The organism is Larkinella bovis, assembly GCF_042655385.1.
Lineage (GTDB): Bacteria > Bacteroidota > Bacteroidia > Cytophagales > Spirosomataceae > Larkinella > Larkinella bovis.
Genome location: NZ_JBHSMA010000002.1, coordinates 246,084 through 258,958, shown reverse-complemented (window position 1 = coordinate 258,958; position 12,875 = coordinate 246,084). Strand labels below are relative to the sequence as shown.

Below are 12,875 nucleotides of genomic sequence, written 5' to 3'. Positions count from 1 at the left end.
GGCACCAGAGGGCGCAAACGACGTTTTGAGATGGGTTATTCCGGTTTGGAATAATAGCGCTGCGTGAATCGAATAAAGGTGTTGATCAGACGGTTGTTTTCGGTCCCTTTGCGTTGGATAAAATGAAAATAACGCTGAACCGTCAGATCACGAATCGGGACTTCCACCAGATCACCGCTGATTAACTCCTTGAGAATGGCACGTTTAGGCATAAAAGCCAGGCAGGTATCCGCCAGTACGAAATTTTTAAGGGCTTCCGTTCCGCCCAGCCGAATCAAAATCCGCAGATCGGACAGGCCGAGGCCGTTTTCCTCCAGTTTTTTTTCGACTACCGCCAGCGTTCCTGACCCGTTTTCCCGCAACGCGAGCGGAATCGCGGGCAGGTCCTGAATCGTCAGGGTTTGTTCCCGCAGCGGGCTGTTCCGGGAACAAACCGCCAGCACCTCGTCGGTCATGAACGGCAGGTAAGTCAGCGTGTTGACGCGGGTCAGGCTCTCGATGATGCCAAGATCGATTTCGTGATCGAGCAGGGCTTTCTGTACATTGTTCGAATTGCGGTTCAAAACGCTGATCTGAATCGACGGGTTTTGCCGCAGATAAGCCGACAAAACCGGGGGCAGCACATACAGCGTGATGGTGGTGCTGGCCCCGATCGCCAGCCTGGTCGGTGGCAGGAAGTTTTCGTTGATGAGCTGGAGTTCCTGGTGCAGCTCGCTCTGTAACTCGTCGGCCACCAGCAATTTACCGTACAAAACCGTACCGGCTTTGGTCAGACTGATGCTGTTGCCGTGCCGCTCAAACAGGGCGGTTTTGTAAAAGTATTCCAGCGCTTTGACGTGCTTGCTGAGGGCCGACTGGCTAATGAACAGGGTCTGACTGGCTTTCGTAAAACTCAGCAGCCGGGCCACTTCCATAAAAAGTTCGTGTCGAAAAGACAGCATAGCAGTTCCGCTTTCCCACAAAGATAAGGCATCCGAATCGAATGGCAGAACGGCCGAAGCTGGTCAAATTTTAGTATATTGGCTGGATATTCCTGACCCGACTTTGCTCCTCCGTCAAAGGAGATCCGTTATGAAACCGGTTTTTCGTTTCAGTATTGCCCTCGCCGTCCTGCTGACGCTGACGTCCGTCGTGTGGCTGAGCACGCGCGAAGACCGCGTCGATTTCAATACGCAGATCAAACCGCTGCTCAACAAACACTGCATTGCCTGCCACGGGGGCGTCAAAAAAGCGTCGAATTTCAGCCTGCTGTTCGAACACGAAGCCCTGGCTCCGGCCAAATCCGGCAAGCCCGCCATCGTTCCGGGTGACGCCGACGCCAGTGAGCTGATCCGCCGGCTGACGCTCCATGACCCGGAGGAACGGATGCCGCTGGATGCGCCCCCGCTCAAAGAAGAAGACATTGAATTACTCCGAAAATGGATCGACCAGGGGGCCAACTGGGGGAAACACTGGGCGTACCAGCCCGTTGAAAAACCGGCAGTACCGGCCATTGGCACGTTCTGGTCGCGGCTGGGGGTCACGGAAAGCGACGAAACGAACTGGGCGAAAAATGAAATCGATCATTTTATCCTGGCAAAACCGAAACCGGCAGGCCTGAAACCGTCGCCCGAAGCCGACCGCATCACGCTCATCCGCCGGGTGGCCCTCGACCTGACCGGTTTGCCGCCGACGGAGCAGGAGGTAGCGGTTTTTCTGAACGACAAAGCCCCGGATGCCTACGAAAAAATGGTGGACCGGATGCTGGCGTCGCCCGCGTACGGCGAACGCTGGGCGGGCATGTGGCTCGACCTGGCCCGCTACGCCGACACAAAAGGCTACGAAGCCGACCTGTCGCGCCCGATGTGGCGCTACCGCGACTGGCTGATTCGGGCCTTCAACCAGGACAAACCGTTCCATGAATTCACGGTCGAACAACTGGCGGGCGATCTGCTGCCGAATCCGACGGATGATCAACTGATGGCAACCGGTTTTCACCGCAACACCATGACCAACGACGAAGGCGGTACGCAGGACGAAGAATTTCGGGTATCGGCGGTGATCGACCGGGTGAACACGACCTGGGATGTCTGGCAGGGAACCACCTTTTCCTGCGTGCAGTGCCACAGCCATCCGTACGATCCGTTCGTCCACGAGGATTATTACAAGTACCTGGCGTTCTTCAACAACACCCGCGACGAGGATGTGCCGAGCGATACACCGACGCTACGGTTTTATAAAGACGCCGACTCGGTTAAACTCCGGGAATTACAGACCTGGATCACGCAACAGCCCATTTTGCCCCGGCAGAAAGCGGACTTTCTCCGTTTTACCCGCTTAACGGAGCCGAAGGTAAATTCTCACAGTTTCGATCAATACGTCAATGCCTCGCTGATGGGGGCCATGTACACGGCCATCCAGCACAACGGTTCGGCCCGGATCCAAAACCAGGATTTAACCGGTAAAAACCGGCTGATCATTGCCTGGGGAACCCGGTCGCCCAAGGCCGTCGTGACGGTTCATCAGGACAGCCTGAACGGCCCCATCCTTGTGCAGCAACCCGTTCCGAAAACCGGCAGCCCGTGGAAAGATACGACTCTGGTGTTCGCCCTTCCGGCGGTTTCGGGGCGGCACCATTTGTACCTCAAGCTGCATAATCCGAATGAACCGAAAGAGTGGGTGATGGTGAAATGGGTAGCCCTCCAGCCCGCCTTACCCGGACAGCCCCCAACGGCCCTCGGTGCACAGGATCGCGTCCTGGCAGAACTCCTGAACGCCAAAGCCGATCTGCTGCCCGTGATGCAGGAAGGAACCGGTGATCAGACGCGCGAAACCTTTGTTTTTCAGCGCGGCAACTGGCTCGTGAAGGGCCAGAAAGTAACGCCCGACGTGCCCCAATCGCTGCCGCCCATGCCGAAGCATTTACCCAAAAACCGCCTGGGCCTGGCCCGGTGGATGACGAGTCGGGAACAGCCGCTGACGGCGCGGGTGGCCGTCAACCGGTTCTGGGAGCAATTGTTCGGCACCGGCATCGTCGAAACTGTCGAAGATGTGGGCACGCAGGGTATTCCCCCAACGCACCGCGAACTGCTCGACTGGCTGGCCGCCGAGTTTATGGAAACCGATCAGTGGAGTGTGAAGAAACTGCTAAAACGCATGGTGACGTCGGCTACATACCGGCAAAATTCCAAAGCTTCGCCGGAAGCGCTGGCCCACGACCCCAGCAATATCTTCCTGATGCGGGGGCCCCGCGTCCGGCTGAGTGCGGAGCAGGTGCGCGATCAGGTACTGGCCGCCAGCGGTTTGCTGAGCAAAAAGCAATTCGGGCCCAGCGTAATGCCCGCCCAGCCCGAGGGCATCTGGCAGTCGCCCTACAGCCCGGAAAGCTGGAAATTGAGTCAGGGCGAAGACCGCTACCGCCGGGCGTTGTACACCTACTGGAAGCGAACCGCCCCCTATCCGTCGATGATTACCTTCGACAGCCCCAGCCGGGAGTTTTGCCAACTCCGCCGACTGCGCACGAATACGCCGTTGCAGGCCCTGGTCACACTCAACGACCCGGTTTACGTGGAAGCGGCCCAGAATCTGGCCGACTGGATGCGGTTTCAGGGAAAAACGCCCGAACAACAGATTCAGGCCGGTTTTCGGCGAATTATGCTCCGGTCCCTGCCCACTGCCAAACTGGCGGTTCTGACCCGGCTTTACCAAACAACCCACCAGCAATACCAGCAACAACCCGAGGAAGCCCGTAAACTGCTGGCCTGCACCGAAGCCACACCCGAGCTGGCAGCCCTGGCCGTTACCGCCAACGCCATGCTGAACCTGGACGAAGTGGTGACGAAGGAGTGAGCTTCGAACGACCGGCGAGAGTAAGACAAGATTGTTGGCCATTCATCTTTTCTGAACGAACAGCTTTTCCACCTCCTCCTTGTAATTACGACCTATCGGAATCTGATTTTGATTGATTACCAACCGGTTTCGTTCAATCCGGGCAACCCTTGAAACCGCCACGATGAACGATTTGTGCACGCGCACAAAATGGCTGGGCGGGAAGATGTCCTGCATGGCTTTAATAGAGCCTTTCAGCACGATTTTGCGGGTGTCGGTATGAATGATGGCGTAATCTTTCAGGCCCTGAATGTACGTCACCTCCTCAAACTGGAGTTTGATGCGCTGCACCCCGCTCTTCACAAAAACCGCTCCCAGCGGCCCATCAGCCGGGCGGTCTTCGAGCCGGGCATTCTGCTCTTTCAGCGCTAAAAAATCCCGAATTTTTTCAATGGCCAGCCAAAACCGGGGATACGCAATGGGTTTTAACAGAAAGTCGATGACGCCCAGTTCAAATCCTTCGAAGGCATAGTCGCGGTAAGCCGTCGTAAAAACCGTCAGGGGTGGCTGGGGCAGGGTTTTCAGGAACTCGATGCCGTTCATTTCGGGCATTTCAATGTCCAGAAACAGCACATCCGCTTCGTGGCTTTTCAGATAATCGAGCGCATCGCGGGCGTTCCCAAACTGGCGGATCGAACCGACAAAATCCACCCGGTTCAAATACCCTTCCAGAACTTCACGAGCCAGCGACTCGTCATCAATCACCACGCATCTCAGCATAAGCAGGGGGCGGTATACGGTTTATGGTTTCCGGTTTACAGTGGCTCCGCCCTTACCCGATCATCGATGCTCGGTCTGGCGAAAACCGTAAACGCAGAATCAATTTACAACCCGGTTTAGCGTATAACTTAAATAGTCCGTCCCGACCCGGAAGCGACGTTGCTGATCCAGCACAAACAGCACATTGTCGTCCCCTTTCAGGAGGTAAATGGAAACGTCCGGTTTATCCGAATCCAGTTGAAACACTACCGCGTCCGGATCGGTTTTGATACCGCGAACAATGGCCCACTTCCCTTCGCGGACTGAGCGGTTTAACCGATACGTCGTTGGCTGATGGGTTTGGGCATCCTGATAAAGGGTGAGGCTCCACTTCATCTTGACGCACTCAGGCCGAACGGGCTGCTTCCAATCTTTATAAATTTCGGCGCAGGGAAACCGTCCGTCAAAAACGCCAAACACCGTCGCACCTTCCGCGATGGGTGTGCGGGATGTCGTTTGGGAAGTCGTAGCCCGGGCGTCCTGTGCATCGGCATGGTGGCCCACCCCAAGCAAACCAACGATCAAGGTGTATAAAAAGTGGCTTTTCATGATCGTAGGCGGTTATTTTCGATTGAGGGTGTAACTCCATCCGGCGTGCCCAATCATCAGTTTTCCGTCCGGATCGAGCAAATGCAGCAGATTATCGTCCAGCCGGACGAACGAAATCGCGGGAGCCGACGCCGATGGTTCCAGCCGGTAAAAGGTTTTGTTTTTGCCTTCTTGCTGCATCGACCAGTTCCCTTCTTTCGTACCGCTGCCCATTCCGTCCTGAAAACCGGTCGTCGACGGTTTGGACATACCATAGGTATAATGGAGTTTATAAACCGTCGGGTTCTGGTTACGCGGGTCACGGTAAAGTGCCAGATTCCATTGGATCATTTCGCATTCCGTCGTGGTCGGAATGGATAACATCGACCGGGGAATCCGGTCGCAGGGGCTCGTGGCCCGAAAGGTTACCTGGTCGGGCGACACGCGGCTGGCCTGCACAAAGCCGATTGCCAGCAGGATTAAAAGCCAATTCCCTAGCGATTTCATAAGTTTCAGGAAAACAGAATACTCAGTGATACTTTGTAACGATCCGGTTTTTCCTCGGTCTGGAACGTGTGCCGACCGGGGTAGAGGAGTTCAAGCCGTTTTCTCAGATTAGCCAGCCCAATGCCGCCTTTGGCTTCCGGGGGCTGGAGCGCCGGTTTGTTGTTTTCCACCGTCAGTTCTACCGCCGAAGCGTCGAGGTTGATTCTGCCGTGCAGCCAGGCTTCCCGGGCCTGACGGCCAATACCGTGTTTGAAGGCATTCTCGATCAGCGGTAGCAACAGCAAAGGGGCAATTTCCTGCCCGTTGGGCTTCCCATTGATTTCCAGCGCAATATCCGAATGATCCCCGCAGCGGATTTTCTCCAGTTCGATGTAATTCTGCAAATACCGGATTTCCTTTTCGAGGGGTACCCGCACATCGTCGCTATCGTAGAGCATGTATTCCATCATTTCGGACAGTTTTAGCACCACATCCGGCGCCAGATCCGACTTTTTGAGCGTCAGCGCGTACAGGTTATTCAGGATGTTGAACAGGAAATGTGGGTTGACCTGCGACCGCAGAAAATTCACTTCGGCCTGCAACTTCTCGACGGTGATTTTCTGCAAAATACGCTGTTGCTCGTACCAGTCGATACTCAGCTTCAGCGCCACCATCAGGCCCAGGTACCATAACGTACTGAAAAAATTGTAGGAAAGACTTTCCCATAAATCACTGTTGCGCATCGGCCCGATGACGTAGCCGTACAGGTAATAATCAAACAGGCTCTGCGCCAGCAGATACCCCAGAATGGACAGCAGGACCAGCGAAAAATAGCGACCATACCGCTTTTTGAGCAGATACCGGGGCAGGAAATAATGCAGGTTCAGGTACGCAATGACGATCAGCAACGACACCCGCATCACGACGCAAACCGTAAAATACGACAAACTGGCCTTGTAAATCAGATACCGTTTTTCGTATAGGAAAAAACCGGTAATCAGGATCCAGTAGGCCGCGTGCACCAGCGCGTATTTGAGCGGAACGGTGCGGTTGGAAAGCGGCAGTTTCAGGGGGCGGTCCAGAAAATCCATGATCAGCGAGCAACTAGGTATGCCTGTATTTCACTGTAAATGAAAGCAAAAGACAAGTTCGATTGAAATTATATCGACCAGCGACCGAAAAAGTAGAGGAAACGCACCCGCGGCATCACTTATCTACTTTCCGGGTCGTTCCTCTACTTTTTTTGGGGATCCACCAAAACCGGTGTTGGTTTACTGCATCAGGTCGATTAGCCGTTTCAGGAGCTAATGGATGTCCAACCGAAAAACCGTACGACAATGAAAACTCATCGAATTGCGATCCTCTTCACGCTACTGACCGGTTCCAGTCTCGTTTCACCGAACACCTTCGCCCAGAAAGTGGGCGGTCCCTGCGAAGGCTGCGAAGCGATTTACGAATCGCCCGTTCCGCTTGAAAACCTAAAAAGTACCGTGATGCTACCGGATGTGACCTGGGAAGGCAAAAAACCGCTGGGTATTAATGGCACCGTCTACAAAGCCGACGGCACGCCCGCAGCGGGTGTCGTCCTGTACATTTACCATACCGACGAAACCGGGCATTACACGGCTAAATCGGATGCCAAAGGGTGGGAAAAGCGGCACGGTTCCATTCGGGGCTGGATGCGTACCGGCGCCAACGGTTTTTACAAATTCGGCACCCTCCGACCAGCTCCCTACCCCGGCCATTCCGATCCGGCGCATATTCATATTACGATCAAAGAACCGGGCCTCAATGAATACTACATCGACGAATTTCTGTTCGATGACGACCCCCTCCTGACCGCCGATCAACGCCGAAAACTGGAAAACCGGGGTGGCAGCGGCATCGTCAAGCTCATAGACGCTGGCAACATGTACAAAGGCGAACGCAACATCTACCTCGGCAAAAACATCCCGAATTATCCGGCAACCCGGAAGTAACGCAACAACCCGAACCAGACCCATTCTTCGCCAACGCGAGGCTGCTCCTGCATTGCCCTGACCGCCGATCCGCAGCCCGTTTTTGCCCAGTCCGTCCGCCATGAAGCCGTTCATTTTTATCCTTCTTCTCCTCGTTTTACGTCTACTGAGCCTTCAAGCGCAGGAGCCTGGCAATCAGGGCCGCGTCGAAGGAACCGTTGTGGATTCGCTGACGCAGAAAGCCGTACCGTTTGCGACGGTTTCGCTGTTCCGGGGCGATTCGTTAGTGACCGGGACACTGACCGACAGCCTGGGCCGGTTTGCCCTGGTACGAATTCCGATGGGTACGTATTACCTGACGATTAGCTCGGTGGGATACCGCCCGGTGCCAACACCGGTCTGGACCCTAAGCGCCGAACATCCCACGCTGGAGTTAGGAACGATTGTCCTTAGTCAGGATGCGAAAATGCTGAAAACCGTCACCGTCCGGGGCCAGAAACCGCTCATCGAGCAGCGGGTCGACGGGCTTACTTTCAATGCCGAAAACCTGCCCGCCATCGCCGGAAGCGACGCTGCGGATGTGCTGCGCAAAGTGCCCCTGCTGTCTGTCGATGCCAACGGCAGCCTTTCCCTGCGCGGCAGTTCCCGGATTCGGGTGTTCATCGATGGCAAACCGTCCGAAATTTATGCGTCGTCGGTGGCGGATGCGTTAAAAACCATCAGCGGAGAAAGCATCGTCAAGGTTGACGTCATCACGCACCCTTCGGCCCGCTACGAGGCCGAAGGGACCGACGGCGTGGTAAACATCACGACCCGCAAAAGCCCCGAAAACGCTACGAACGGCAACCTCCGCGCCATTCTGGGAAACCGTACCGAAAACATCATGAGCGATGGGCAGCACAAATCCGGCAAATGGCTGCTGAAAGCCGACGGTTTTTACCAGAAGTTCTGGAACCGCAACGGCGCCGTTCTCGAACGGGAAGCCCCATCGCTGCATATTGTCCAGAAAAATGAATCCCGGCAGATCGGCGATTTTCTCGTCGGCGGTTTCAACGTGTTGTATAGCCTCGATTCGCTGAAAACCGTCACCTTCGGCTACCGCGCCCGCTGGTCGCCGTTCCGGACCCGGACGGTTTCGAATCATTTTTACGGCGAAAACGAACCCCTTCAGCCTGCTTTCCGGCGGCATATCGATACCCCGGTTGGCAACACCGGCAGTACGTTCAGCGCCGGGTACACGGCAGCGTCGAACGATAAACGGAAAGAGTTTTCACTGCTGGGCCTGTATTTTCTGTTCACCGGAACCAATGGCTACGAACTGGAGCAAGTGACCCGCAACGAGATCGATTACGGGGAAATCTTCAACAGCAAAACCCGAAACCGCGATTTGATTCTTCAGGCCGATTATACGCATTCCTTTACGAAGCAGCTCAACTGGGAAACCGGGGGCAAACTAACCCGGAAAGTGCTGAACAGCGACAGTCGGTTCGGCACCTACGATTTTGATCATCAAACGTATAAGAACGACCCGATCCGTTCGAATTTCTTTTCGTACGAGAGTACCGTGTATGCCGCCTACACCAGTTTCAGCGTCCGGCTGGATAAGTGGCAACTGGTGGCAGGAACCCGCTTCGAGCAAACGGATCTGAAGGCGGTTTTTCGCGCTACGCCCCTCCGCATGCCGTCGTTCCAGAACGTCGTTCCCAACCTGCTGATCAGTCGTACCCTGAGTCCGAAAAGTTCGTTGAAGCTCAGTTATACCGTCAAACTGGTCCGCCCTTATTTTTCCCTCCTGAATCCGACCGTAAACAACAGCGACTCGTTGAACATCCAGTTTGGAAACCCGCACCTCCGCCCCGAACTGACCCGCCGGTACCAGTTGAATTATGTCCGCAACGCCACCCGGTTTTTTACGGCTATCGGCCTGTTTTACAACGATAACCGCAACAGCATCGAGAGCATCCGAACGGCCCGGCCCGACGGCGTTTTTGAAAGCACCTGGCAGAACGTGGGCCAGAACCGCCGACTGGGCGTATCGTTGACACTCAACTGGAAACCGTCGGCCCGGCTGAATCTGAGTGCGACGATGACGCCACAGTACGTCTGGTTGAAAAGCCGGGCGCTGAACCTAAGCAACCACGGTCTGATGCGGGAATTCGTGCTGAACGGGAGTTACAAACTGCCCCACGGCTTCAGCGTCGATTTTTACGGTTTTTTCGACGCCAACACCCTCCAGTTGCAGGGCTACCGGACTGGCTGGAAATACTACAGCCTGACGGTCAGCCGGGAATCGAAAAGCAAACGCTTCGTCATGAGCCTCCGCATGGACACGATTCTGACGCCCCACACCTTCATTACGGAAGAAACCGTAACGGACACCTTTCGACAAACGCAAACATACCGCGTTCAGAATCAGCACATCCGGCTAACGGTTGCGTACAAGCTGGGCAAAAAAGAGATCAAGGGGCCGCGCATCCGGCAGGCCGAAAACCCGGATTGAGGCCGGTTTACTTCGTGCCTTTCCTGCTTTTGGGCTGCGGTTCCGGCGCTTTTTTCAGATACGGCCGGAGCTTCTCCGCAAACCGCCGGTAGCCCTCCGCGTTGGGATGCAGCCCGTCGCTGAACAGCGTTTCGTCGATTTTTCCGTCCGGTTTCAGGAAAACCAAACCGGGTTGCGCAAACGTGGCATTGACTTCCCCGGCGACCTGCGCCAGTTCTTCGTTCAGCTTTTCCAGCCGTTTTTCCTCGTTTCGACGGGGCAAGAGGCCGATCATGAGAATGTCGGCGGTGGGCTGGCGGACTTTGATAGCCTCCACCAGTAGTTTCAGTCCGGCGGCAATTTCTGCATCCGAGTTGATGTGAATGTTGTTGGTACCAATCATCAAAACCACCTGTTCCGCCCGGTAACCCTCGAGTTCACCGTGGTACACCCGCCAGAGCGCGTTTTCGATGCGGTCCCAGCCGTAGCCCAGATTTTGCACACCCAGCGGTTCCATCACGGTTTTCCAGGAATCGGACCCCTGCGCGCGCGGGGCGTTGGGTTCGCCCCCCCAGTAATGCGTAATGGAATTGCCGATGTAAACGATGCGGGGTGGATGGGTTTTCAGCCGGGCCAGAATGTCACGGTGCCGGGTTTCCCAGTCGTAGATTCTCGAATCGCGGGATTGTATGCGGGGTTTTGTGGTCGAAAAAGGGCCGACCGGTTCTTTCAAAATAGCCCGGAGCGAGCGTTCGTAGGCATCGGCGTACTGCTGCATGCCCAGATCGTTCGGGTGCGTACCGTCCACCATCGCGTCCATGTCCAGGTTGATTTGCGATTTGGGCAGCAGGTAAAGCTGGGCGATGCCCTCTCCTTTCAATTGCGCAAAAGCCTGCCGCATAATCTCATTGACTTCCATATACTGATTCCGGCGCAACGGACTGATTCCGCCATCGGTATAGCCCGCATGTTCGACCAGCAGAATCGGAGTCGCCGGTTTTTTCTGCCGCAGCGTCCGAACCGATTCCAGGATGCGGGTTTTCACGTCTTCCGGTTTGCGTTCGGACGAAATAATTAGGTTCGGCAGGCAATCCAGCACGTACACTTTAGCGTCAATTTGCGGCAGCAGGTCCACAATTTCCTTTTCCAGCCGCCCGTTGCCCGAAAACGCCAGGTTGATCAGGGGCCGGTCGAGTTTCCGGCCCAGAATCGCGGTCCAGGCCATACCGGGGCGCGACGCACAACCGCCCTGTGCAATCGAGGTGCCGTACACCACAATCGGCTGATCGGCCCGGACGGGGAGCGGAGTCAGCGTTACCCCTTTCGGAACCCCGATTTCAAGCCATTTGACCGAATTATACAGCGGCAGGTACAGGCGGTATTCTCGGCCTTTCTGGTGGTACGAATCGTTGGCTTCGAGGTTCGTAAACTGGTATTGAATCGTGTCCCCGAAGGCGTACTTTCCGTTGCAATACAGCCAGTCGCCGTCGCTGTTGCCCGCGTACAAATCCACCCCGCTGACCCCCGTTGCGGGCATGTGCGGCATGGCGTGTTTCCCCGTCACGGTATACCGAACCACTAGTTGATCGGTGCTGGCCCGAAACCGGATGAGCAGTCCGGCGGCATTACGCGACAAATTCCAGACGGGCGGTCGAACGGTTTTTTCGGCTTCGGCAGGCAGGCGGTCATACGGACCCCGGATGGCACTACCCCGCCAGCCCTGCCCTTCGATCACCGGAAAACCGGCGTCGGTCGGATTCCACCAGACGTAGTCGACCTGTGTCTGGGCAAGCGTGGCAAGGCAAAAAAGATACGAAAACAGGCCGTAGAAAAGCAGCATTTTTTTCATGGAACAGGGTCAGGAATAAGGCCAACAGGCAGCGTGAAACCGCTCAAAATTACGCAGGAAGTTGAGAAAAGAAACACGCCGGTGCAGCCACCGGGGGCCTAAAAAAACAAGACCCGGCCATATTGGCCGGGTGATGTAACGTTTTTCTCTGTCCTATTTTACTACACAAGTGTAGTAACCATTACCGCAATATTAGGCAAAACGAATGCCAATGTTACTTCACACTTTAATTTAGTTACATATATCCTATATAATCTCGGCACACTACTAAATCCGGAGGCATCCCAACGGTGCTGACGAGCTGATTTCATTAAATTTTTCCGCAGGGCACTGCCCAAGCAATGTCTGTTAAATCCAGGAAACGTATGCCCACCCTTATAGAAGTGACGGGACAGGTCGATTAGTTAGCAAACCGTACTTCAATCGATTTCACTTCGCGCACCCAACGAGCCGGTTTTTTCTCACCGGGCACTACGATCCGGTACGGCCCGACACCCGCCGGGAACGGCGTTCCATCGATACTGTCGGCCAGAAGAATAGTGCGGGTAGCAAATTCGGGGTCCAGTTCGGGCAGCGCATACAGGGCTTCGTACCCATCGGCCGCTTTCACCACGACGTATTTCATCAGGTTTTTGCCCCGCAACTCAGCACCCAGCGTGGCGCCGGCCTGTTTGAGCAGATCGGCCAGCGGCACCCCCGCATACTGGTGTTCTTTCCCGTCGCGGTCTTTGCCCGTTACCTGCGTATGCGGCATGGCTTTCAGATCGGCCGCCTGAAGCGTCAGTGGCCTGGCCACTTCCCCCGAAATGGTCAGTTGTCCGAAACTGGTTCCGGCGACGCAGCATAACAGCATCAACCCCAGGGCGATACGCCAGCTGGAGAAACACATTGAAGGTATTTGGGTCATAATCCAGCTCATTAAAAATCAATCCATTCCTAAAAAGCCTTT

At 55.4% G+C, this 12,875-nt stretch carries 10 protein-coding genes; 3 read left to right on the top strand and 7 right to left on the bottom strand.

What is annotated here, in order from left to right:
- Nucleotides 1–35: 35 nt before the first annotated feature.
- A complete protein-coding gene (locus tag ACFPMF_RS08440; protein ID WP_379843106.1) occupies nucleotides 36–941 on the bottom strand; it encodes a LysR family transcriptional regulator in 906 nt (301 codons plus the stop codon).
- A gap of 130 nt (nucleotides 942–1,071) precedes the next feature.
- Here ACFPMF_RS08440 and ACFPMF_RS08435 point away from each other — a divergent pair, with 130 nt between their 5' ends.
- Entirely contained in the window at nucleotides 1,072–3,828 is a 2,757-nt protein-coding gene (locus ACFPMF_RS08435) for a DUF1553 domain-containing protein (RefSeq protein ID WP_379843104.1), read from the top strand.
- A 42-nt stretch (nucleotides 3,829–3,870) separates the two neighbouring features.
- Here ACFPMF_RS08435 and ACFPMF_RS08430 read toward each other — a convergent pair whose 3' ends face one another.
- The 4 genes from ACFPMF_RS08430 to ACFPMF_RS08415 form a co-directional block, all read right to left on the bottom strand.
- A complete protein-coding gene (locus ACFPMF_RS08430) occupies nucleotides 3,871–4,587 on the bottom strand; it encodes a LytR/AlgR family response regulator transcription factor (RefSeq protein ID WP_379843101.1) in 717 nt (238 codons plus the stop codon).
- A gap of 99 nt (nucleotides 4,588–4,686) precedes the next feature.
- Entirely contained in the window at nucleotides 4,687–5,175 is a 489-nt protein-coding gene (locus ACFPMF_RS08425; protein ID WP_379843098.1) for a hypothetical protein, read from the bottom strand.
- Between the two features lie 12 nt (nucleotides 5,176–5,187).
- Nucleotides 5,188–5,661 (bottom strand): hypothetical protein, encoded by a 474-nt coding sequence (locus ACFPMF_RS08420; RefSeq protein ID WP_379843096.1) that lies wholly within the window; start codon nucleotides 5,659–5,661, stop codon nucleotides 5,188–5,190.
- 5 nt (nucleotides 5,662–5,666) lie between these two features.
- Entirely contained in the window at nucleotides 5,667–6,731 is a 1,065-nt protein-coding gene (locus tag ACFPMF_RS08415) for a sensor histidine kinase (protein WP_379843093.1), read from the bottom strand.
- Nucleotides 6,732–6,947: 216 nt separating this feature from the next.
- Here ACFPMF_RS08415 and ACFPMF_RS08410 point away from each other — a divergent pair, with 216 nt between their 5' ends.
- Together ACFPMF_RS08410 and ACFPMF_RS08405 are read left to right on the top strand one after the other, a co-directional pair.
- Nucleotides 6,948–7,619: a dioxygenase family protein gene (locus ACFPMF_RS08410; RefSeq protein WP_379843091.1), complete on the top strand. Its 672-nt coding sequence runs from the start codon at nucleotides 6,948–6,950 to the stop codon at nucleotides 7,617–7,619.
- A 100-nt stretch (nucleotides 7,620–7,719) separates the two neighbouring features.
- Nucleotides 7,720–10,098, top strand: coding sequence for a TonB-dependent receptor (locus ACFPMF_RS08405; RefSeq protein ID WP_379843089.1), 2,379 nt, complete (start codon nucleotides 7,720–7,722; stop codon nucleotides 10,096–10,098).
- Nucleotides 10,099–10,105: 7 nt separating this feature from the next.
- On the opposite strand, the gene ACFPMF_RS08400 is transcribed toward ACFPMF_RS08405, so the two are convergent.
- Together ACFPMF_RS08400 and ACFPMF_RS08395 are read right to left on the bottom strand one after the other, a co-directional pair.
- The gene (locus ACFPMF_RS08400) at nucleotides 10,106–11,926 is read right to left on the bottom strand and encodes an SGNH/GDSL hydrolase family protein (RefSeq protein WP_379843087.1); all 1,821 of its coding nucleotides are present in this window, start codon (nucleotides 11,924–11,926) and stop codon (nucleotides 10,106–10,108) included.
- 400 nt (nucleotides 11,927–12,326) lie between these two features.
- Nucleotides 12,327–12,833, bottom strand: a complete 507-nt coding sequence (locus tag ACFPMF_RS08395; protein ID WP_379843085.1) for a molybdopterin-dependent oxidoreductase — start codon at nucleotides 12,831–12,833, stop codon at nucleotides 12,327–12,329.
- Nucleotides 12,834–12,875 lie beyond the last annotated feature (42 nt).

Bases quoted from the DNA above. Each gene is read 5' to 3' on its own strand.
- ACFPMF_RS08415 (WP_379843093.1), bottom strand. From the start codon at position 6,731: ATGGATTTTCTGGACCGCCCCCTGAAACTGCCGCTTTCCAACCGCACC.
- ACFPMF_RS08435 (WP_379843104.1), top strand. From the start codon at position 1,072: ATGAAACCGGTTTTTCGTTTCAGTATTGCCCTCGCCGTCCTGCTGACG.
- ACFPMF_RS08420 (WP_379843096.1), bottom strand. From the start codon at position 5,661: ATGAAATCGCTAGGGAATTGGCTTTTAATCCTGCTGGCAATCGGCTTT.
- ACFPMF_RS08430 (WP_379843101.1), bottom strand. From the start codon at position 4,587: ATGCTGAGATGCGTGGTGATTGATGACGAGTCGCTGGCTCGTGAAGTT.
- ACFPMF_RS08425 (WP_379843098.1), bottom strand. From the start codon at position 5,175: ATGAAAAGCCACTTTTTATACACCTTGATCGTTGGTTTGCTTGGGGTG.
- ACFPMF_RS08410 (WP_379843091.1), top strand. From the start codon at position 6,948: ATGGATGTCCAACCGAAAAACCGTACGACAATGAAAACTCATCGAATT.
- ACFPMF_RS08405 (WP_379843089.1), top strand. From the start codon at position 7,720: ATGAAGCCGTTCATTTTTATCCTTCTTCTCCTCGTTTTACGTCTACTG.
- ACFPMF_RS08440 (WP_379843106.1), bottom strand. From the start codon at position 941: ATGCTGTCTTTTCGACACGAACTTTTTATGGAAGTGGCCCGGCTGCTG.
- ACFPMF_RS08395 (WP_379843085.1), bottom strand. From the start codon at position 12,833: ATGACCCAAATACCTTCAATGTGTTTCTCCAGCTGGCGTATCGCCCTG.
- ACFPMF_RS08400 (WP_379843087.1), bottom strand. From the start codon at position 11,926: ATGAAAAAAATGCTGCTTTTCTACGGCCTGTTTTCGTATCTTTTTTGC.